Source organism: Acidimicrobiia bacterium, from assembly GCA_041393965.1.
Taxonomy (GTDB): domain Bacteria; phylum Actinomycetota; class Acidimicrobiia; order Spongiisociales; family UBA5794; genus UBA5794.
Window position 1 is genome coordinate 584585 of sequence record JAWKJB010000001.1, and the last position, 19666, is coordinate 604250.

The 19666-nt window shown below is 64.2% G+C and carries 24 protein-coding genes; 13 read left to right on the forward strand and 11 right to left on the reverse strand.

Annotated elements, in window-relative coordinates; translation table 11 throughout:
* Positions 1-13: 13 nt before the first annotated feature.
* Positions 14-937, reverse strand: a complete 924-nt coding sequence (locus R2823_03135) for a PfkB family carbohydrate kinase (protein ID MEZ5175180.1) — start codon at positions 935-937, stop codon at positions 14-16.
* Positions 938-1038: 101 nt separating this feature from the next.
* On the opposite strand from R2823_03135, the gene R2823_03140 reads away from it, so the two are divergent.
* Entirely contained in the window at positions 1039-1947 is a 909-nt protein-coding gene (locus tag R2823_03140) for a mechanosensitive ion channel (GenBank protein ID MEZ5175181.1), read from the forward strand.
* Here R2823_03140 and R2823_03145 read toward each other — a convergent pair whose 3' ends face one another.
* From R2823_03145 to R2823_03155, 3 genes are read right to left on the reverse strand one after another with little or no spacing between them, the layout of a single operon-like run.
* The gene (locus R2823_03145) at positions 1948-2871 is read right to left on the reverse strand and encodes a succinylglutamate desuccinylase/aspartoacylase family protein (protein ID MEZ5175182.1); all 924 of its coding nucleotides are present in this window, start codon (positions 2869-2871) and stop codon (positions 1948-1950) included.
* Positions 2872-2911: 40 nt separating this feature from the next.
* Complete coding sequence (locus R2823_03150; protein ID MEZ5175183.1) at positions 2912-4138, reverse strand: RimK family alpha-L-glutamate ligase; 1227 nt, start codon at positions 4136-4138, stop codon at positions 2912-2914.
* Positions 4135-4605 carry a RimK/LysX family protein gene (locus R2823_03155; GenBank protein ID MEZ5175184.1) on the reverse strand — a complete coding sequence of 157 codons (471 nt, stop codon included), beginning with the start codon at positions 4603-4605 and terminating at the stop codon, positions 4135-4137. The genes R2823_03150 and R2823_03155 overlap by 4 nt, the downstream gene beginning before the upstream one ends.
* Before the next feature lie 145 nt (positions 4606-4750).
* Between R2823_03155 and R2823_03160 the strand changes: the two genes are divergently transcribed.
* Together R2823_03160 and R2823_03165 are read left to right on the forward strand one after the other, a co-directional pair.
* Positions 4751-5125 (forward strand): hypothetical protein, encoded by a 375-nt coding sequence (locus tag R2823_03160; GenBank protein MEZ5175185.1) that lies wholly within the window; start codon positions 4751-4753, stop codon positions 5123-5125.
* A gap of 132 nt (positions 5126-5257) precedes the next feature.
* Complete coding sequence (locus R2823_03165) at positions 5258-6448, forward strand: hypothetical protein (protein MEZ5175186.1); 1191 nt, start codon at positions 5258-5260, stop codon at positions 6446-6448.
* 1 nt (position 6449) lies between these two features.
* Here R2823_03165 and R2823_03170 read toward each other — a convergent pair whose 3' ends face one another.
* The 4 genes from R2823_03170 to R2823_03185 are packed head-to-tail and all read right to left on the reverse strand — an operon-like array spanning position 6450 to position 9072.
* On the reverse strand, positions 6450-6890 hold the full coding sequence (locus tag R2823_03170; protein MEZ5175187.1) for a hemerythrin domain-containing protein: 441 nt from the start codon (positions 6888-6890) through the stop codon (positions 6450-6452).
* On the reverse strand, positions 6891-7214 hold the full coding sequence (locus tag R2823_03175) for a metal-sulfur cluster assembly factor (protein MEZ5175188.1): 324 nt from the start codon (positions 7212-7214) through the stop codon (positions 6891-6893). It abuts the gene before it with no gap.
* Positions 7214-7726 carry a hemerythrin domain-containing protein gene (locus R2823_03180; protein ID MEZ5175189.1) on the reverse strand — a complete coding sequence of 171 codons (513 nt, stop codon included), beginning with the start codon at positions 7724-7726 and terminating at the stop codon, positions 7214-7216. The genes R2823_03175 and R2823_03180 overlap by 1 nt, the downstream gene beginning before the upstream one ends.
* Positions 7723-9072, reverse strand: a complete 1350-nt coding sequence (locus R2823_03185; GenBank protein MEZ5175190.1) for a hypothetical protein — start codon at positions 9070-9072, stop codon at positions 7723-7725. The genes R2823_03180 and R2823_03185 overlap by 4 nt, the downstream gene beginning before the upstream one ends.
* 78 nt (positions 9073-9150) lie before the next feature.
* Between R2823_03185 and R2823_03190 the strand changes: the two genes are divergently transcribed.
* From R2823_03190 to R2823_03220, 7 genes are all read left to right on the forward strand, one after another.
* On the forward strand, positions 9151-9591 hold the full coding sequence (locus R2823_03190; GenBank protein MEZ5175191.1) for a DUF2249 domain-containing protein: 441 nt from the start codon (positions 9151-9153) through the stop codon (positions 9589-9591).
* Between the two features lie 7 nt (positions 9592-9598).
* A complete protein-coding gene (locus tag R2823_03195; protein ID MEZ5175192.1) occupies positions 9599-10270 on the forward strand; it encodes a helix-turn-helix domain-containing protein in 672 nt (223 codons plus the stop codon).
* Positions 10271-10631: 361 nt separating this feature from the next.
* A complete protein-coding gene (locus R2823_03200) occupies positions 10632-10817 on the forward strand; it encodes a hypothetical protein (protein ID MEZ5175193.1) in 186 nt (61 codons plus the stop codon).
* A gap of 73 nt (positions 10818-10890) precedes the next feature.
* Positions 10891-11169: a GlsB/YeaQ/YmgE family stress response membrane protein gene (locus R2823_03205; protein ID MEZ5175194.1), complete on the forward strand. Its 279-nt coding sequence runs from the start codon at positions 10891-10893 to the stop codon at positions 11167-11169.
* 141 nt (positions 11170-11310) lie between these two features.
* Entirely contained in the window at positions 11311-12282 is a 972-nt protein-coding gene (locus R2823_03210) for an ABC transporter ATP-binding protein (GenBank protein MEZ5175195.1), read from the forward strand.
* Entirely contained in the window at positions 12272-13057 is a 786-nt protein-coding gene (locus tag R2823_03215; protein MEZ5175196.1) for an ABC transporter permease subunit, read from the forward strand. Before R2823_03210 ends, R2823_03215 begins: the two co-directional genes overlap by 11 nt.
* A 4-nt stretch (positions 13058-13061) precedes the next feature.
* A complete protein-coding gene (locus R2823_03220; GenBank protein ID MEZ5175197.1) occupies positions 13062-13886 on the forward strand; it encodes an ABC transporter permease subunit in 825 nt (274 codons plus the stop codon).
* 2 nt (positions 13887-13888) lie between these two features.
* On the opposite strand, the gene R2823_03225 is transcribed toward R2823_03220, so the two are convergent.
* A complete protein-coding gene (locus R2823_03225) occupies positions 13889-14722 on the reverse strand; it encodes a metal ABC transporter ATP-binding protein (GenBank protein MEZ5175198.1) in 834 nt (277 codons plus the stop codon).
* Entirely contained in the window at positions 14713-15138 is a 426-nt protein-coding gene (locus R2823_03230; protein ID MEZ5175199.1) for a Fur family transcriptional regulator, read from the reverse strand. The genes R2823_03225 and R2823_03230 overlap by 10 nt, the downstream gene beginning before the upstream one ends.
* Before the next feature lie 55 nt (positions 15139-15193).
* On the opposite strand from R2823_03230, the gene R2823_03235 reads away from it, so the two are divergent.
* From R2823_03235 to R2823_03245, 3 genes are read left to right on the forward strand one after another with little or no spacing between them, the layout of a single operon-like run.
* Positions 15194-16141 carry a metal ABC transporter substrate-binding protein gene (locus R2823_03235; protein MEZ5175200.1) on the forward strand — a complete coding sequence of 316 codons (948 nt, stop codon included), beginning with the start codon at positions 15194-15196 and terminating at the stop codon, positions 16139-16141.
* Between the two features lie 19 nt (positions 16142-16160).
* A complete protein-coding gene (aztB, locus tag R2823_03240) occupies positions 16161-17000 on the forward strand; it encodes a zinc ABC transporter permease AztB (GenBank protein MEZ5175201.1) in 840 nt (279 codons plus the stop codon).
* Positions 16997-18559, forward strand: a complete 1563-nt coding sequence (locus R2823_03245) for a glycerol-3-phosphate dehydrogenase/oxidase (protein MEZ5175202.1) — start codon at positions 16997-16999, stop codon at positions 18557-18559. Before aztB ends, R2823_03245 begins: the two co-directional genes overlap by 4 nt.
* An 82-nt stretch (positions 18560-18641) precedes the next feature.
* On the opposite strand, the gene argF is transcribed toward R2823_03245, so the two are convergent.
* Positions 18642-19643, reverse strand: a complete 1002-nt coding sequence (gene argF, locus R2823_03250; protein ID MEZ5175203.1) for an ornithine carbamoyltransferase — start codon at positions 19641-19643, stop codon at positions 18642-18644.
* Positions 19644-19666 lie beyond the last annotated feature (23 nt).

Genomic DNA, 19666 nt, shown 5'->3' on the forward strand with positions numbered 1-19666 from the left:
CCCGGCTCACGGGTCATCGACCGAGCCGGGCCCGAAACTCCCTGAGTTCGTCCTTCCACGGCGGGTCGGCGCCCTGGCGGGTACACACGAATCCGGCGGCGATGACGGCCGCTTCGGCAGCGGCGACGAAGGACGCCTTGTTCAGGAACCGCAAGGCTTCGGGCTGGCGAACCTTGGACTCATGCAACCCGGCAAGGAGGGTCCCGGTGAAGGTGTCGCCTGCCCCGACGGTATCGACGACCTCGACCGAAACACCGGGGACTCGGGCATCCCAGCCCGCAGTGTGGATGGTGCATCCGTCGGCGCTGGTGACAACCACCGCGGCGATTCCCCGATCGAGGAGCTCCCCGGCAACCGAGGATTCCGAGCGCCCACCCCAGATCCAGTCGAGGTCCTCGTTGGAGCAGCGATACAGCGCCGTGTGATCCAGCCACCGTTCGTGCCACAGATCCCACAGCGATCGGTCGGGAATGATCGAAGGCCGCACATTCGGGTCGAGGACGACAAGCCCCGGGTTGTCTGCGATGAGGCGGTGCAGCGTCGCAGCGGTCGCGCCCCGATACATGCCGAAGGTCCCACCTTGGATGATGTGGGGTCCCGGTCCGATGACATCGAGGCTCGCCGATTCGAGGTTCGCCTCTGCGGTACCGTCGGCCTCGAACCGGAACGAAGGCGTCGGATCCACCGTCACGATCGCTCGTGCGGTTGGTTCCGGACCGCGTTCGACCAGCCGCAGGTCGACGCCGGAATCCTCGAGGTGTCGGACCAGCATCGCCCCGTCGGCATCGGTCGAGATTCGTCCCAAGAAGGCAGTCGGGGCGCCGAGCCTCGCGGCGGCGACAGCCGTGTTGAGGTTGGAACCGCCCGGGACGGCGTCCGAGATCACATCGACGATTGCGTCACCACAGCACACGATCACCGTTCCGAGAGTAACCATGGCCCGCAGCGGCGGGACCGTTCCCCAGAGCTGGGGATGGCATCTGAAGCTCCCTGGGCTCCTTGCGGTCGTGCCGGTTGCGGAGTCCCTACGATGGGATCGTGAGACAGTGGATCGAAGACACCCTCGGCATTTCTGCCGATGTCGCGTACCGGGTGACGACAACCGTCGTCGTGTTGATTGTGTTGCTCGTTGCGCGATGGCTCGTCGCGCGTTGGATCAGCAAGAAGATCGTCGATCCCGAGCTCATGTTCAGGGCCCGCAAGACGGCGACCTATGTCGCAACGGTCATCTTCGTGGTCACGATGTCATGGCTGTGGCTGCCGTTCTTCGACGATCTCGGGACCTTCCTCGGCCTGGTGAGCGCCGGTATCGCGATCGCTCTCGCCGATGTGTTCCTTGACCTTGCGGGCTGGCTGTTCATCGTCTTCCGGCGTCCCTTCAAGGTCGGCGACCGCATCGAGATCAACGGGACGGCTGGCGATGTCATCGATGTTCGCGCCTTCCGATTCACGGTGCTCGAGATCCGCAACTGGGTCGATGCCGACCAGTCCACCGGCAGAGTCGTCCACATCCCGAACGGCTCCCTCTTCAAGCACCCGACCGCGAACTTCACCGAGGGCTTTTTCCACATCTGGCACGAGGTCCCCGTGCTGGTGACCTTCGAATCGGATTGGTCCCGCGCCGAGCAGATGATCCTTGAGTGTCTCGCACCGGTCGCCATCTCCGAACAGGAGCTGCGAACCCATCAGCGTGCCGCGAGCGCGGCTCGGGACTACCTGATCACCTATCGCGAGCTGAAACCGACCGTCTATGTCTCGACGACCGCGAGCGGTGTTCTCCTCACCGGGAGACTTCTCGTCGAGGCGAGGAGCCGTCGTGGCGTCGACGATGCCATCTGGCGCCGTCTCCTGGATCTGATCGCGGCCGAACCCACCGTCGAACTCGCCTACCCAACGGGACGAACCGTGATCACGGATCCGATCAGGATCGAGCAGGAACCGGCGTAGTCAGGGGCTCGACAGCGCGGCCACATGGACGATCGCATCGCCACGGTTGACGAGTGGGTTGAGTTTCCGCCCGATCACCAGGCCGCCCTTGCGTGCCGCGACCTTCCCGAGACGCGCTCCGAACGGATCGTGAATCGTTGCGATCACATCCCCTGGACCGATCTGATCCCCGAGGGCGGCATCGAGATGCAGGATGCCCGAGCGTGTCGCGCGCACCCACGACGAGGATCGGGCGGTGAGGGTCGTTGCCCCCCTCGCCGTCTCCCCGTCGCGGATGCCGAGATGGGAGAGCACTCGGAGAGTCCCGGCCGCGCCTGCCGCGATCGCCGCTGACGAGAAGCGTTCGGCCGCACCTCCTTCGTACAGCAGGACGGTCGCCCTGAGGTCGGTTGCGGCCTGGCGGAGCGATCCGTCCCTGAGTCGTGAATGGATCATGACGGGAGGTGCGAACGCCCTCGCGAGCTGTTCGGTGGCTGGATCGTCGAGGTTGGCGCGGATCTGTGGGAGGTTCTCCCGGTCGTCGGATCCCGTATGGAAGTCGATGCCGATCTCGCACCGTTCCACCACCTCGGTCATCAGGAGCCTCGCGATTCTCGCGGCGAGTGAGCCACGAAGGGAGCCGGGGAACGAGCGGTTGAGGTCCCTACGGTCCGGCAGATACCGGCTCCCGGTGTTGAACCCATGCACATTGACAATCGGGACCGCCACGATGGTCCCAGCCATCGACGCCGGCTCGCATCGTGAGAGCACGCTGCGGATGATCTCGACACCGCACAGCTCGTCGCCGTGCACCGCGCCGGTGAGCCACAGCTTTGGGCCCCTTCGAGCGCCGTGAAACACGAGCGCCGGCAACGACACCGGGGTCCCCGACATCAGATTGGCGATCGGTATCTCGAGCTTGTGGCGGGTGCCGGGTTGTACCACGGTGCCCGCGATCGTAAACGGCTCAGGACCGAGGACCCGGTCAACCATCTGAACCGGCCAAGGGGTCATGCTTGGGTGCCGCAAGAGGATCCTTCGGAAGCTGCTGCACCTTAGGGCGGGCTCTGCGTCTGCGTCGTTCCGGCACGAGGTCCCGCATCTCCTCGAGCTTGCCGAAGCACAGCAACCGATCATTGGCCTCGAGCACCCGGGAGGTCCTTGGATTCGGGATCACCGTCGTGCCCCGTGTGAGGGTGAGCACGACGATGTCGCGGTCGAGGAGTCCGGAGTCCGCGATCGTGCGTCCGGTGATCTTCGCACCGTCGCGTACCAGCAACTCGGCAACTCCGTATCCCGTGCTGACGGTCAGGCGCTGTCGCACATCGACATCCGGGAAGTCGACCTGGCTCGCGATGAAGTCGACAACGGCGCCTGCCACATCGAGGCCGGTCGCGGTCTCGATCCCCTCGAGGCCAGGGGAACTGTTGACTTCCATCACGAGTGGTCCGTCGGCTCCCTCCAACATGTCGACACCCGCAACCCGCAGGCCCATGATCTGGGCCGACTGTACGGCCACCCGCTGGTATTCGGGGGCGAGTTCGATGACCTCGGCCGTCCCACCCCTGTGGACATTGGAACGGAACTCGTCGCCGACCGCCTTCCTCCGCATCGAGGCGACGACCCGGTCACCGACCACGAACGCTCGGATGTCGCGTCCGCGGCTCTCTTGGACGAACCGCTGGATCAGGACATTCTCGCTCTTGGAGTGGAGTGTCTCGATCACCGCCTCCGCGACCTTCGTGTCGGGGGCGAGGATCACGCCGATGCCTTGCGTGCCTTCGAGGACTTTGATGATGACCGGTGCTCCGCCGACCTGCTCGATCGCCGGGAGGATGTCGGCCTTGTGCCGGACGAACATGGTTCCCGGAATACCGACCTCGTGTCGTGACAGGATCTGGATCGCTCTGAGCTTGTCCCGCGAGTTGGCGATCCCCGCTGCGGTGTTCGGTGTGTAGACATCCATCTGTTCGAACTGGCGCACCACCGACATCCCGAAGAAGGTGATCGAAGCACCGATTCGGGGCAGAATCGCGTCGTAATCCGACAGCGGTTTGCCCCGGTAGTGCAGATCGGGTTCGTCGCCGGATAGATCGATGGCGAAGCGGAGGGTGTTGAGGACACGCACCGTATGCCCGCGATCGGCTGCTGCCGCTTTGAGGCGACGGGTGCTGTACGCAGACGGCGCTCGCGAAAGGATCGCAAGCTTCATTGAGAGCCTCGTTTCACCTGCTGGGGTCTCTCCGACAGGATGAAGGACCGGCTTGGGTGCACGAGGAACCTCCCTCTGATCGCCGACCGTCCGAGCAGCATCCGGAACCCCATCGTGTCACGCGATGTGAGGGTCAATTCGATGTCCCAGGCAGTGCTGCCCACATGGGCGCGGGTGATGATCGACGGGCGTCGCTCGGTGACACCGTTGGAGGACTTCACCCGGCGCCAGCGGTGCACCGGAACCGCAACCCGAACCGCTCGTTGGGACGATCGCTGTACCGGATGGATCTCGAACCTCGCGACGGGGATGCCTTCGACTTCTTTGACCCGCAAGCCGAACGCATGCAGCGCCGAGGTTCTCGCACCGGTGTCGATCTTCGCCTTGATCGGAACCGGGCAGAGATCCGGCAGATCGATGAATTCGCGCCAGCCGATGACCTTGCCTGGCAGTTTGGATGGCGCCATGAGATTCTCCTATGCCAAGCGACCAATATACCGATCGCTGGTTTCCCAGACGGGACACGCCGTTGGCGCACGAGCCCCGAGTCCCCGGTACCGCTGTGCGTCGAGATCGTTCAAGTCCAGCCGCCGATGCGTCGATTCCAACACGATGGGTTTGCCGTTTCTCACCGGATATGTCCTGGGCCAGCATGGGACGCAGTCTGCGAGGCTCGCGTCGACGGCGGCGGGCGCGCCGGGTGCGTCGACGATCGAGGTTCTCGAGGTCCACGACAGGGTCGATCGACTCCTGCTCGTGGTGGAGGCGATGTGGTCGTTGCTTGAGGAGGGTGGCTACTCCGAGGATCAACTGCGCCGAAGGATCGCCGAGATCGACATGGCCGACGGTTCGAAGGACGGCAAGAAGACGGTGCTTGCATCCGAATGCAAGTCCTGCGGTTCGATGGTCCCTGCGGGACGGGCAACATGCCAGTTCTGCGGCGCCGAGAGCCACCTGGTCGACGATGGGCCCCTCGCCGGGATCTGACCGATCGTTACCGAGTGACATCAGGGTTGTCCCACGGTCCGATCGAAAGTTCTGGTCGGGCGCTTGTGAGCCATCGGTCGGCAGGTTCCCCGATTCGACCATCATGGGCAGCGGTGTCGAAGAGGTTGAGGCATGCAGATCAGGACCGGTGATCGCGGGCAGGGACGGGCACGCGTTGTCGAATCGCACCGGCTGCTGGCCGCGATGCTCCTTGCCGCAGGCGTGTTCGGAGTCGTTGGCGTGGCGTGGGCGATCGGCGTGGCGATTCGCGGCGGTTCGTGGTGGGGTCCGATCCACGCCCTGATGGCGGGAGCGGCGTTGTCGGCGATCTCGGGGGCCACCCAGATGTTCACGATCACCTGGTCGTCGGCGAGGGCCCCGCGGCGGCCTCTCATCATCACACAGGGTGTCGTCCTGTGGGTCGGGGTGGCTCTTGTACTTGTCGGCATTCCTACGAACAGGGATTGGATCGTCTGGTCGGGCGGGACCGCGGTGGTTGTGGCGCTGATCCTGCTCGGTGCCGCGCTCCTTGGCACCATTCGACGGTCGTTGCTTCGCCGCTTCGACCTCTCGATACGCTTCTACTTCGTTGCGTTGTCTGCTGGTGTCATCGGGGTGACACTCGGCGTTCTGCTGGGAACGGGGTCGGTGGCGTCCCGATATGGCGATTTCCGACAGGTGCATTTGCATCTGAATCTTGTCGGTTTGATCGGTCTCACGGTCGTCGGAACTCTCCCGACGCTGCTGCCGACATTCGTCAAACATCGGGCGGTGAGCAGGCGTGAGGCGCGGATTGCGTGGTGGCTCGGGGTCGGCGGCGTCGTGGCGATCGCTGCCGGGTTGTTCGCACCCTTGTGGACGATCGGTGCCGGGACGCTGCTTGTCGCCGCAGCGGCCACCACCATCGTCGTCGGCATCGTTGGGAGGCTCGGACGGAAGGGGCTTCGGGGAGGGTTGCCCTTCTTCCATGTCCTCGCCGGTGTCTGTTGGCTGGTGGCGTGGGCGTGCGTGGACGCTTTCGGGCTCCTCACCGAACAGCCACTCGGGCACTTCTCGGGATGGACCGCTGCGGCGGTCGTCGTCGGTGTGGTGCAGGTCATCGTGGGGTCGGTGGCGTATCTGGTTCCTGTTCTGGTGGGACCGCCGATCGGTGCGAACCTCGACCGCATGACCGGGAATCCGTGGCTGCCGGTGATCCTGGCAAATGCGGCTGGTGTCGCGCTCGTTGCGGGATGGACTCCGGTCGCAACTGTCTTCCTTGCGTTATGGATCATCGATCTTGGTCGACGCCTCGCGTCGCTCCGCAAGCCCCCACCGCGGTAGATCAGGTACCCGCGTTCCCAAGTCGCTGTTCGATCGCGGCCCAGTCTTCATCGTCGAGTGTGCGGGCAAGGGCGGGGAACAGGTCGTATTCCTCGATCGCGATGTGACGATGGAGGTCATCGAGGAATGCTTCGATCTCATCGGGCGTCAGCGATTCGGACCGCTCAAGGATCTCAGCGAATCGCCGGTGATCGCTCTCGAGGTCCTCGACCCAGTAGTTCTGCGCGATCCCAACCGAGCGGGCCTGGACGAACACACCGTCTTCCTCTCGGCTGACATGGGGTTCGATGTGGTCGCGAAGCTCCCGGAGCAACTCGCCGGTGGTGGCTTCCCCAGAGGCTGGGGGGTCGAGGATGTCGTCTGCGATGAGCCCGATCTTGTCGTGTTCGGCACCGAGGCGGGCGATCTCAGGAAACCGCCTGCAATTGCAGAATTCGCACATTCACATGCCGCCGAGCACGCCCGTGATGTTTGACCCGTCCGCACCGATCCGCGACGGGTCCCACGGCGGGTGCCACACGACATTCACGAAGACCTTCCGTTGCGGGAACGCGCTCTGGAGGGCCGCTGTCGCCTCCGCAGGAAGTGAATCGGATACGGGACATCCCGGTGTGGTGAGGGTCATGTCGACCTCGATGGCATCGTCGACGACGCGCGTGTCGTAGACGAGTCCGAGCGTGACGATGTCGATGGCGAGTTCGGGATCCCAGACAGTGCGGAGCGCGTCGAGGACCCGGGTCTTGATGGCGTCGGTGTCGGTGGTCATCAGTGTTCGTGCTCCCCATGGTCGTGGTCACCGTGCGCGTGGCCCATGTGCTGGTAGATGGCGGCGACTTCGGCTGGTGTCATCGCCTCATCGAGAAGCGGGAGAAGGACCTCCTCTTCTTTCTTGAAGTGAAGGCTCACGATCGCCGACAGCCCGGCCAGCTGATGGGCGAGGGCGCCGGCGTGTGTGCCGCCATCCCAGTCTTCGAGCGCCTCGTCGACGGATGCCGCGAACGAACCGACGCGCGTGGCGATCTCATCGTGGTCGGCCCGCATCGTCGCGGTCGCGACCGGGGATCCTGCGACCTCGTTGATCGCCGGATAGAGATGCTCGTCTTCGGCAACGGCGTGTGGGATGAGATGTCCGCTGAGGAACTCGACATAGCGAGGCAGCCGTGCGGCCGCCGTTGCGGCATCCCAGGACGGGAGCTCGCGCGATGCTGCTTCGAGGTGCTCGAGGTGGGGCAAGAGATCCCGGTGCTCGGCTCGGATCGGTTCGGTTGGCAGTGTCATGCGGTTCCTTTCACGGGGATGGTGGTGTGATCAATCGAGGATGGATCGGGTGGCGACACGGGTGCCGACCGTGTTCCGACGATGAAGTTCGTGGTCACCGTGGCGGCCGTCGCCGCGATGAGCATCCCGGCGACGGCGACGACGGAAGACGAGTCGATGAGGGTGCCGACGAGGACGCCGGTGAATCCGATGGCACAACCAAACAGGACGACCCAGGCGACGCGTTTGTTGTACAGATCGCTGAACAGCAGCGGACGACCGGACACATGGTTCCTGATCCCTCTCGCCCGCAGCATCGAATAGGTGATGAACGGGACAATCTTGTGTGCGTGTCCGACGATGGCGAGGCCGAGCCACGAGGCGATGGCAACGATCTCGGCGACGGCGATCCTCAACCGTAGCGGTGCATCGACGCCACCGAATCCCGCAATTCCCCCGAGGGCTACGCCGGCGATAAGGAAGGCCGTGGACGCGAAGAGGAATGCATGCAGGAGTTCGAGCTTTCGTCGGCGGTGCCGGACCGAAGCGGCAAGGGAAATCAGATGGGCGGCGAGCCCCACAACAACGAACACCGCCCCGATCCAGGCTGCCACGGGGTTGGCGTACAACAGGCCGAGTGCGAGTGGGAGGGTACCGATCGCGACGCCCGCGACGGCGACCGCGCCCGATCGGTTCGAAGGCCGGTGAGCGAGGAGGAACATCGGCCACAGCTTCTCGGCAACCGAGATGTAGGTGAGGCCGAGCCATCCGAGGAGTCCGAGATGGGCATGGGCGAGGATCTTCGTCGGGAGAAGAGGAAACCAGCCACCTTCTCGGTTGAACGCGTAGACGATGCCGAACGAAACGGTCACGAGGAGATAGAGGACCGAGATTCGGAGCCCAACGACCGGCACTCCACCGACGCGTGACAGCAACGGCCCCGACAGGTTCCATGCCGCAAGAATGACGGTGGTGACGCCAATGGTCGCGCCGGTCGCAACGAGCCATTCTGGGCCGTGCGCGAAACCCATCGGGAGGAGCCAACCGGTGAGGATCATGCCGATCATGGTGGCGACGGCAACCGGAATCGACCGGAGGGGTCGCTGACCGACGACCGGTCCGAACTGGTGCAGCGCCCCGAGGACGGCAGTCGTCAGGAAGGCGAGCATCGCGAGATGCGCCGTTGACACGACGGCGCTGTGGAACGGCGAGAGCACCCACTTGTCTGCGCCGAACCATGTCGAGAAGCCCACACCGGTGAATCCGACGCCAGCCGCGAGCATGAATCCGAGAGGAATCCATTGAGGCGGCACCGCGGCGGGGCCACTGCCGGGAGCAGCCGCAAGGGGAATGCCGGGTTGGGTCATCGATCTCGTCCGTTTGCCTTTGGAATAAAACAAGTATACACTAGAAAAATACTGTTGGCCAACCCAAGGAGCAAGGCCATGGCATCAGCCACCATCGATGTGCGGGTGATCGAGCCGAAGGATAAGCACCCTCGCATCTTCGAAAAGCTGCACGAACTCGCCGCGGGCGAGAAGCTGACCCTCGTCAACGACCACGACCCGGTTCCACTCAAGTATCAGATCGAGGCTGAATACCCGGATCAGTTCGTCTTCGAGTATGTCGAGAGCGGTCCCGACCGATGGGAGGTCGACATCACGAGCGTCGCGCATGTGATCGATGCGAGGCCGACGATCGCCGCCGGTGGCGAGCCCTTCGGCGAGATCATGGCGGCGGCTTCCGCCGTTGAGGACGGTCAGGTCCTTGTCGTGTACGCACCGTTCGAACCGGTGCCACTCGAAGGTGTCCTCGGCGAGCAGGGGTTCACACACCGTGTCGACGAACTGGCTCCCAACAGCTGGCGTGTGATCTTCAGTAAGTAGGAGGCACATGTCCGAGGCGGCCATTCAGCAGCAAGCAAGGGCGCTCGGCGATCCGACGAGGTATCGCATCTTCCGTCTCGTCGCGCATGCCGAGGACCCGGTGACCGTTGGCGCCCTGACCGACTCGGTCGGGGTCAGCCACAACGCGATCCGTCAACACCTCGCGAAACTCGTCGAGGTGGGTCTCGTGGTCGAGTCCACGGCAAAGGCAGAAGGGCGTGGGCGTCCGAAGCTGCTGTATTCGCTCGATCCATCGGCCGATTCGCGCTGGGATGTCGACGGCCCGTATCAACGCCTCACCATGCTGCTGCTCGAGATGCTTGCCACCGGCGACGACGCCGTCGAGGTGGGGCGTCGCGCAGGGAATCGGATCGAGGTCGGAGCTCCCGAAGGCTCTTCCGCTGTCGACCGGCTCCTCGCAGCGATCGCCCGCGGGGGTTTCGAGCCCGTTGGTGTTGCGCATGGCTCTGACCTTGAGATCGTTCTCGACGCGTGTCCGTTTGCCGAGGCCGCGGCGGCAGATGCCGATACGATCTGTGGGCTACATCTCGGCATGAGTCAGGGTGTCGCTGACCGCCTCGACGGCATCTCGATCGAGGGGCTCACGCCGCGCGATCCGCACGAGGCGGGGTGTCAGCTGTTCGTTCGGATCGACGATTCGGTGCAAGCAGGTTCTTGACCCACCGGACGGAACCGACGACTGCCACCCCGAACAGGACCCCAGCGCCGTAGTTTGCGCCTGCGAGGAAGGCGGCACCGATGACCCATGGAAACCAACCGCTGGACGGGGCGACATCGTCGACCCACAGGGCGATCGGCCACAACACCATCATCAGCACCAGACCCGCAACAGCGCTCCGCGGCTGATGACGGAGGCCAGCCCAGAAGCCGAAAATGCAACCGGCAGCGATGACTGTTGGGATCACGACAATATCGTCGCGCCGATCGTCTCGGTCGTCAAAGCACAAACCACTGCGATCCAACAAACCGCCAGGTCGTCGTGGTAGCGTTTCGGGGCAAGCGAGACGGAGGAGTGGCAGATGGGTGACTTCATCAAGTCGTTGATCGTGATGGTCGTCGCTTTCGCGATCTTCACCTTCCCCGCGACCTGGCTGTTCATGCTGTTTGCGGGCAATGTGGGTTGGAGCTGGGGGTATGTCGAGGTGCTTCCCCTCGGCGTTCTCATGTCCGTCCTGCTCGGAGGCGTGACGAGCCGAACCTGGTGACGCTCCACAACGGGGCGATTCCGAAGCTCGGCGCCGATGGGCTGCTCGCGCACCCCATAGACCGGAATCACCGATGATTGGGGCACTTCTGCTCGGCCTTGTGTGCGGCGCAGTCGCACGAGCCCTTGTCCCAAACGATGCGTTCAGTGGACTCGCCGGATGGAAGTCGTGGCTCGCGTCGATCGTGCTCGGTCTTGTCGGCGCGCTCGTCGGCTACTGGCTGTTCACGGGGCTCCTCGGCATCGGCGATGCCGACAAGTTCGATTGGGGCGGCATCGTCGGTGCATTGATCGGATCGGTGATCGTCGTGGCAGCAGCCAGCTGGGTGGTTCGACGGGCGACGCGTTCCTGACCGTCGCACCGACCGTCGATGCCGGACCTTGGCATCGCCGTCGATGCGCGATGGTCGCGTGCCGAGACACGGCGGCGAAGCCGCCCCGTGCATCGACGCGATACGCTCACGATGCGGAGCGAGATCGGAAGGGTGCACGGAGTGGCTGAACCTCCAGCGATCAGGACCATGGGGCTGACCAAGCACTACGGCGACACCAAGGCACTCAACGATCTCGATCTCGAAGTGGAGCAAGGTGAGATCTTCGGCTTTCTCGGTCCGAACGGAGCCGGCAAGACCACCACGATCAGGGCTGTACTCAACTACATCACGCCAACATCCGGGTCCGCCGAGGTGCTCGGGATGGACGCGGCTACCCAATCGGTCGAGCTTCGGAGACACATCTCGTACCAGCCTGCGGAATACTCCATGTATCCAAACCTCACCGGTGGCCAGTACCTCCAGTACTTCGCCAACCTCCGAGGCGGTGTCGACAATGCCTATGTTCACGCGCTCGCCGAGCGTCTCGGAGCCGATCTCACCAAGAAGATCTCGGATTACTCGACCGGGAACAAGCAGAAGATCGGCCTCATTCAGGCATTCATGAGCAAGCCGAGGGTGCTGCTTTTGGACGAACCCGCAACCGGCCTCGATCCCCTCGTCCAAACCGAGCTCCAGGCTATGTATCGCGAGGCGCAAGATGAGGGGCGTACAGTCTTCCTTTCGAGCCACACGCTCGGTGAGGTGGAGCGGGTTGCCGGCCGGGTTGCCATTCTTCGGCTTGGCCACCTCGTCGTCGTCGAGCGCGTCGATGACCTCAAACGAAAGGCGATCCGGCGTCTCGACATCGAGTTCGAACACGATGTTGCCGCGTCGGTCTTCGACGGCGTCAGCGGTGTTCGCAGCGTCGACGCACGAGGTACCCATGTCTCGGTGTCATTCGATGGACCTGTCGGCGATCTGCTGCGAGTGGTCGTAAACCACTCGGTGCTCAACATCCACAGCCGCGACGCCGACCTCGAGGAGATCTTCCTCACCTACTACCGGAACGATCAGGCAAACGACCACGCGGGCGGCAATCGGGCCCAAGAGGGCGATCCAACGGGTGGCGGGGCACGGTTCCATGCTCGGTAGTGTCTTCGCCAAGGCGATCCTCGATCGCTCCCGGGCCGCGGCGACAGCCGTTGTGCTCGTTGTGTTCTACGGCAGCGTCGCGATCTTCGCCTACAACGGGTTCGGGGACGCGATGACGAGCCTGTTCGACAGCATGCCCGAGGCACTTCGGGCTGTCTACGGCGCCAACGATGGGACTGCCGTCGGGATGGCTGTCGGTGCGGTGTACGCGATCATTGCACCCGCGACGGTCCTCGTATTCGCGATCAGCGGGGGTGTCGCGGCGGCCGTCGGTGAAGAGTCAAACGGGACACTGGACCTGCTGCTTGCGAACCCGGTCACCCGTGCGGGGGTGGCGTGGTCGAAGTGGGCAGTCGTCGCGCTCGGAACCGCAACCATTGCCGTGGCCACCTGGATCGGGATCGGGGGGACGATTCTCATCATCGGCGAACCGACCGGTCACCGTGACCTCTTCGCACTCACGGTGATGCTGATCGGCTTCGGCCTGATGATGGGTGCCTTCGCCATGGCGCTTGCCGCGTGGACGGGCCGATCCGGCGTCGGAATGGGCGTCGCGTGGGGGATTGTGGCCGCGTCGTGGCTGTCGACCACGATTCTCGCGGTCAATCCGTCGCTTGCGACGGTCTCCCAGTTCACCCCCTGGTACCTGTACGACGGTACCGATCCGTTGAACAACGGGATCTCGTGGTGGGCGCTCGCCGTATCGCTTGGTGCCGCCGCCTTTTTCACCTACCTTGCGCCGCTCGGACTGGTTCGCAGGGACCTGAAGGGATGAAGGCATGACCTCGGGCATTGTGCCGCTCTCGTGGTATCGACGGGTCTCGATCCGGTCGGTGTTTGCCAAGAGCCTCGCCGACCGCACGACGATGACGGTCCTCACCGGAGTCGGTGTCGGGCTGATGGCGTTCGCGGTCACCGCCATGTTCCCGTCGCTCGAGGAGTCCCTCAAAGAGCTCGACCTCGGGTCCGGTTTTGCCGACTTCTTCGGTGGAGCCAGCCTCGCCACACCAGCCGGGTGGCTCTCGGCCGAGATGTGGAGCATTGTTGCGCCCTTTGCGATTGTCGCGCTCGTACTCGTTGACGGTGCGCGGTCGGTCGGATCCGAGGAGGAAGAGCGGATGATCGGCATGCTGGCCGCGAACCCGATCAGCAGGACTCGCATCCTCGCGGAGAAATCGGGGGCGGTGGTTGTTCACATGCTGGTGGCATCGGCTCTCATGGGGCTGCTGTCATGGCTGGCGGTCATCGTGATCGGTCTGGACCTCGACGCGAACCTCATCTGGGGCGCCACCTTGCATCTCGCACTGCTCGGGTTCATGGCCGCAGCGACAACAGTGGCCGTATCGGCACTCGTTGGAAAGCGCGCGAAGGCCATGGTGGTCGTTGGGGCCATCGCCGCGGTTGCGTACATCTCCGCATCGATGCTGCCGCTCTTCGATCAGGCGGCAGGCTGGGCCGAGCTGTCGCCCTGGTACTACTACTGGGGAGAGAACCCGCTCATCCACGGGGTCAACTGGGGCTTCATCGCCATCATGGGGGCGATCGGGACAGCCGTCTTCGGGTGCGCGGGACTCGTGTTCGTTCGCCGCGATCTCCCGGGCTGAAGCTATTCGCCGTGGAGGTCGGTTGGTGAGCTCTCGGTGTGGATCGTGCGATGACGGTGCAGGTGACGACCCGCGACGGGTGCATGCGCTGGGTCGTCGACGAAGACACCGCCCTCGTCCCCGACATGGAGCAGCGTGGTGCCGTACGCCTCGGTCAGGCTGGCAACGGTGAGCGCATCGTCGGGCCTGCCCTCGGCCACGACGCGTCCCGAGATCAGCAGCACATGGTCCGCGACCGCGGCCTCCGACAGGTCGTGGGTGGTCATGATCACCGTGCCCCCGGCGGCCACTTCGTCGTGGATCACGGCGTCGATTGCGCGAGCCGTCGGAAGGTCGATCCCCGTGAGCGGCTCGTCGAGGAGTAACAGATCATGGTCTTGGGCAAGCCCCTGAGCAACGAAGACGCGCTGGCGTTGACCTCCGGAGAGCTCGCGCAGGTGCCGCGTTTGGATGTCGGTGATGCCCATCTTGTCCATCGCGGCGGCAGCGGCAGCACGATCGGCAGCCGTGAGCCTCCCGTGCCAGCCGACCGAGGCGTATCGGCCCATCGTGACGACCTCACGGACCGAGATGGGGAGGGCTTCGTTCACCTTCGTTGTCTGGAGAACATACGCGATACGACGCCGATCGTCTCCGATGCCGGACAAGTGCAGGGAGCCTCGGACGGGACGCATGAGGCCAGCGATGCCATTGAGGATGGTGGACTTCCCTGCACCGTTGGGACCGATGACGGCGGTGACGGATCCGGCGGGAACCGTGAACGAGGACTCGTCGATCGCGATGTGTTTGCCGTAGGCGAGCACGATGCGTTCGGCGACAACCGCGGTCACCGACATTCGGCGCACACCCCTTCGATCTCAAGCGCATGATTCGTGACGCTGAACGACGCGTCGTGTGCGATCGCAGCGACGATTCGTTCGATGTCGTGCTCATGCACCGATGCAGGGTCCACATCCTCCACCGACCCGCATTCGGTGCACACCAGATGGTGATGGTGGCCGGTCAGCCATTCGGCGAGCTCGTAGCGGGCAAGCCCCTTTGTCGACAGGTGTGGAGTCAAGACGCCCGAATCGGTGAGCGTTGCAAGGGTTCGATAGATCGACGAGAGGGGCACCGAGAGCTTGTCGCCGAGCTCCTGGGCCGAGAGCGGTCCGTCAGCGTCGGCGAGGGCGTCAACGACGACACGGCGACCCGGCGTGTAGCGAATGCCGCTGCGCGTCAGGCGATCACGGATCTGTGTGTGAACGGTCACGGTGCATCCCTATGCTTCAGATAAGAACGATAACCGTTCTCATTATAGGACGGATATGATGCAGAACCCATGGCGACAGATCGGCTCGACTCGGGCCCGACGGTTCCTTGTCGTGGTGGTCACGGTGAGTCTCATGCTGGCCGCGTGCTCCGACGCCGAACCGCCTGATGGCGGCGGGCTCGTGATCGTGGCGACCACGACGATCTGGGCCGATGTCGTGCGAGCCATCGTCGGAACCGACGCAACGGTGAGAAGCTTGATGCCCCCTGGAACCGATCCCCACGAGTTCCAACCGTCGTCGGAGCAGGTCGCCGCGATGGCGACCGCAGACCTCGTCGTGGCGAACGGCCTTGGTCTCGAACATGGCCTTGAGAAGGTCCTCGACGCCTTGGCCGCCGATGGGCAGACGGTCCTTGCGATTGGCCCGCTCGTCGATCCACGGTCATGGGAAGGCACGAGCTGCCTCGAAGAGAATGCCTGTGACCCCCATGTGTGGATGGACCCCGAACGGGTCGCGGCCGGGGCGTTCCAGATCGCTGATGCCCTTGCGGCCATTGACCCAGAAACCGACTGGAATGGCCGGGCCCGCGAGTACGCAGCCACGATGGAGACAACGAGTGACGACATGGCGGAGGTGCTTTCGAGTGTTCCCCCGGAACTCAGACGGCTTGTCACCAACCACGACTCGCTCCGATACTTCGCCGACCGTTTCGGTTTCGAAGTGGTCGGAAGCGTCATTCCCGGCGGCACGAGCCTCGGGAACCCGAGCTCTTCGGATCTCGCCGACCTGACCGCGGTCATGAACCAGGAGCAGATCGGCGTGATCTTCACCGGTGCAGGGGACCCGGTCGTTCTCGCCGAGGCGGTGGCTGGTGGCGTCGAGGGTGGTGCGTCGATCGTGCCGCTGTTCATCGGGTCGCTGTCGGGGCCGGAGGATCAGGCGTCGTCGCTCGCCGAGATGCTCCGCATCGACGCAGAGCGGATCGCTGGAGCGCTGCAATGAGCGAGGTAGGTTCACTCCTGTGGACTGGCTGACCGCTCCGTTCGAGCTTGCGTTCCAGCAACGGGCCCTCGTCGGGGGCTCGCTTGCCGCCATCGCGCTCGCCTTGGTCGGCACCTGGGTCGTTCTCCGTGGCATGTCCTTCCTCGGCGACGCCCTCGTCCACGGTGTCGTCCCCGGTATCGCGCTCGCAATCCTGCTCGATTTCAATGTCCTCGTCGGGGCCGCGCTTGCTGCCACCGTCATGATGCTGGGCATCAACCTTGTCCACCGCCAGACCTCGTTTTCGGAGGACACCGGGATCGGACTCCTCTTCGTCGGCATGCTCGGTCTCGGTGTGATCCTCATCTCGCGCACCGATGCGTACGCAGGGAATCTCACCGAGATCCTGTTCGGTGATGCGCTCGGAGTGACATCGGGCGACATCGTGACGCTCGCCGTGCTCACGGGCCTCGTCCTTGTGGCTTCGTGGGTCCTGTATCGCGCCTTTCTCGTGCTATCGTTCAACGAACAGAAGGCCGAGCTGCTCGGGCTCCGACCCCGCTTCGCCCACGCCGCCCTCCTCGGCCTCATCGCGGTGACGATCATCGGCTCGTACCAGACCGTCGGAACCCTGCTCGTCTTCGGGTTGTTGGTCGGTCCTCCGGCCACCGCGGCCCTGATCGTGCGGCGTGTGCGGTTGATGATGGCGACCGCATCGCTGATCGGCGTCGCGTCGGTGTTCGTCGGGCTCCTGATCAGTTACCACGCCGACACCTCGGGCTCCGCAACGGTTGCCGTTGTGCCGATCGTGCTGTTCTTCGTCGTCCTCGGTATCCGATCCCTTGCCCAGCGCCTTCGAATCCCTGCAACGGTCCCGTGAATCGCGCCGACGCCGTCGCTGCGCTGGGTTCATCCGATGAGGTCTGGGATGTCGTTGTCATCGGCGGCGGTGCAACCGGTCTCGGCACGGCGGTCGAGTCGGCCTCCCGTGGGTACCGCACCCTCCTTGTGGAGCAGTCCGATTTCGCAAAGGGCACATCGAGCCGGAGCACCAAGCTCGTCCACGGCGGTGTGCGATATCTCAAGCAGGGCAATGTCTCGCTGGTTCTCGAAGCGCTCAAAGAGCGCGGACGCCTGATCCACAATGCCCCGCACCTCGTCAAGAACCTTCCGTTCATCGTGCCGCGCTATGACTGGTGGGAAGGGCCCTTCTACGGCGTGGGCCTGCGGGTCTACGACATGCTCGCTGGCAAGCTCGGACTCGGCTCTTCCCGGAATCTGGATGTCGACGAGACCCTCCGGCTGATTCCGACCGTCGAACCCGAGGGGCTACGGGGCGGGACGGTGTACCACGACGGTCAGTTCGACGACGCGCGTCTTGCGGTCACGCTCGCGCGGACGGCCGTCGACAAGGGTGCGGTTGTCGTCAACTATGCGCGTGTCGTCGCCCTTACCAAGCGGGGCGGGCTGACGGCCGGTGTCGTCGCCCGCGATGTCGAGTCCGGCATCGAGTATGAGGTTCGCGCGAGGGTCGTCGTCAACGCGACGGGCGTGTTCGCCGATGAGGTGATCCGCATGGATCAGCCCGATGCCAAACCGATCCTGCAACCGAGTCAGGGCGTTCATCTGGTCCTGCCGAAATCGTTCCAGCCCGGTGAGGCAGCGATCATGGTCCCGAGGACCGACGATGGGCGCGTCCTGTTCGCCGTGCCGTGGCTCGACCGAGTCGTCGTCGGGACCACGGACACACCGCTCGACGCGGTGTCACTCGAACCGAGGGCGCTGCCAGAAGAGATCGAGTTCCTCCTGACGCATGCGGCGCGCTATCTCACCCACGACCCGGAGCCCGGCGATGTGCTCAGTATCTTCGCTGGCCTGCGTCCCCTTGTGAGGGTTGATTCCGAGGACCTGACCTCGGAGTTGTCGAGGGACCACACGGTGGTGATCGGCTCATCGGGATTGGTCACCGTCACGGGCGGGAAGTGGACGACCTACCGAAGGATGGGAGAGGATGTCATCGATCGTGCGGTCACGGTGGGGCAGCTCGAGGAGCGCCCTTCGGTCACCGAGTCGTTGCTTCTTCACGGTTCCGTCGCGGACGACTCGGCCCTCGGTGAGGGGTTCTCCGAATACGGCTCCGATGCCCGACACATCGAGGGCCTTGTGAAAGATTGCCCAGAGCTTGGCGAACCGCTCGATCCAAGGCTGCCCTATGTCGGAGCGGAAATCGTGTGGGCGGTCCGTCGTGAGATGGCGAGGACGGTCGAGGACGCACTCGCCCGCAGGACGAGGGCCCTCCTGCTCGATGCGCGGGCATCTGCGGACATTGCACCGGCGGTCGCCGCCCTGATGGCGGACGAACTCAGTCACGATCGCGAATGGGAAGCTGCCCAGGTTGCCGACTTCCGTGCGATGGCGTTGGAGTATGTGCTGGCCTGACCGCCGTCACACTGCCGTTCTACTGCCGTTCCGTGGGCCAGAACCGACCGTTTTGGTGGTCCGCGAACCCTGGGTACGCGGCTTAGATGAGGGTGGCGACCAGTAGGGCTTTGATCGTGTGGAGCCGGTTCTCGGCCTGGTCGAAGACGATGCTCGCGTCCGACGAGAATACCTCGTCGGTCACCTCGAGGCCGGATGACATGCCGGTGTGTTGCATGATCTCGGCGCCAACCGCGGTGTTGGCGTCGTGGAATGCGGGCAGGCAATGCATGAACTTCACATCAGCGTTGCCAGTCGCCGCCATGAGCCCGGATGTCACCTGGTAGGGGGTCAGGTCGGCGACGCGCTTGGCCCAGACCTCCTTCGGTTCTCCCATCGACACCCACACATCGGTATGGACGAAATCGACCCCCTTCACCGCCGCGTGCACATCGTCGGTGAGGGTGAGCGACGCTCCTGTGGTTTGCGCGATGCCCCGTGCGGTTTCGAGCACATCGGACGGGGGGTGGAGGTCGGGTGGACCGGCGAGACGCACATCGGCGCCGAGCAGGGCTGCCATGACGAGATGTGACCGCGCCATGTTGAAACGGAGGTCTCCAACAAAGGCGTATGCGATCCGGTCGTACGGCTTCCCGGATGCTTCGGCCATGGTCAGGAAATCGGCGAGCATCTGGGTCGGATGCCATTCGTTCGTGAGACCGTTGTACACCGGCACTCCTGCGCATGCTGCAAGGACCTCGATGTCGGCCTGGTGTCGTCCGCGGTACTGGATCGCGTCGTACATGCGTCCGAGCACCCTTGCAGTGTCCGCAATCGATTCCTTGTCGCCCATCTGGGACCCCGACGGATCGAAGGTCGTCACATGGGCTCCCTGGTCGAATGCGGCAACCTCGAAAGCGGCTCGTGTCCGGGTCGATGGCTTCTCGAAGACCAGGGCGATGTTCTTCCCAGCGAGCATCGGCGTCTCGGTTCCGTCCCGCTTCGCCCGTTTGAGATCTGCCGACCGGTCGAGCAGCGATCGCAACTCGTCCGAGGTGAAGTCGACTTCCTTGACGAACGAACGCCCGGTGAGGCTCACGGTCATCGGTCTTGGACTTCCTTTCGGGT

Excerpts from the sequence above, each read along its gene's own strand:
- R2823_03135 (MEZ5175180.1), bottom strand. The coding sequence starts at position 937 with ATGGTTACTCTCGGAACGGTGATCGTGTGCTGTGGTGACGCAATCGTC.
- R2823_03165 (MEZ5175186.1), top strand. The coding sequence starts at position 5,258 with ATGCAGATCAGGACCGGTGATCGCGGGCAGGGACGGGCACGCGTTGTC.
- R2823_03200 (MEZ5175193.1), top strand. The coding sequence starts at position 10,632 with ATGGGTGACTTCATCAAGTCGTTGATCGTGATGGTCGTCGCTTTCGCG.
- R2823_03180 (MEZ5175189.1), bottom strand. The coding sequence starts at position 7,726 with ATGACACTGCCAACCGAACCGATCCGAGCCGAGCACCGGGATCTCTTG.
- R2823_03220 (MEZ5175197.1), top strand. The coding sequence starts at position 13,062 with ATGACCTCGGGCATTGTGCCGCTCTCGTGGTATCGACGGGTCTCGATC.
- R2823_03225 (MEZ5175198.1), bottom strand. The coding sequence starts at position 14,722 with ATGTCGGTGACCGCGGTTGTCGCCGAACGCATCGTGCTCGCCTACGGC.
- R2823_03170 (MEZ5175187.1), bottom strand. The coding sequence starts at position 6,890 with ATGTGCGAATTCTGCAATTGCAGGCGGTTTCCTGAGATCGCCCGCCTC.
- R2823_03150 (MEZ5175183.1), bottom strand. The coding sequence starts at position 4,138 with ATGAAGCTTGCGATCCTTTCGCGAGCGCCGTCTGCGTACAGCACCCGT.
- R2823_03160 (MEZ5175185.1), top strand. The coding sequence starts at position 4,751 with ATGGGTTTGCCGTTTCTCACCGGATATGTCCTGGGCCAGCATGGGACG.
- R2823_03175 (MEZ5175188.1), bottom strand. The coding sequence starts at position 7,214 with ATGACCACCGACACCGACGCCATCAAGACCCGGGTCCTCGACGCGCTC.
- R2823_03215 (MEZ5175196.1), top strand. The coding sequence starts at position 12,272 with ATGCTCGGTAGTGTCTTCGCCAAGGCGATCCTCGATCGCTCCCGGGCC.
- R2823_03195 (MEZ5175192.1), top strand. The coding sequence starts at position 9,599 with ATGTCCGAGGCGGCCATTCAGCAGCAAGCAAGGGCGCTCGGCGATCCG.
- R2823_03235 (MEZ5175200.1), top strand. The coding sequence starts at position 15,194 with ATGATGCAGAACCCATGGCGACAGATCGGCTCGACTCGGGCCCGACGG.
- R2823_03205 (MEZ5175194.1), top strand. The coding sequence starts at position 10,891 with ATGATTGGGGCACTTCTGCTCGGCCTTGTGTGCGGCGCAGTCGCACGA.
- argF (MEZ5175203.1), bottom strand. The coding sequence starts at position 19,643 with ATGACCGTGAGCCTCACCGGGCGTTCGTTCGTCAAGGAAGTCGACTTC.
- R2823_03190 (MEZ5175191.1), top strand. The coding sequence starts at position 9,151 with ATGGCATCAGCCACCATCGATGTGCGGGTGATCGAGCCGAAGGATAAG.
- R2823_03185 (MEZ5175190.1), bottom strand. The coding sequence starts at position 9,072 with ATGACCCAACCCGGCATTCCCCTTGCGGCTGCTCCCGGCAGTGGCCCC.
- R2823_03155 (MEZ5175184.1), bottom strand. The coding sequence starts at position 4,605 with ATGGCGCCATCCAAACTGCCAGGCAAGGTCATCGGCTGGCGCGAATTC.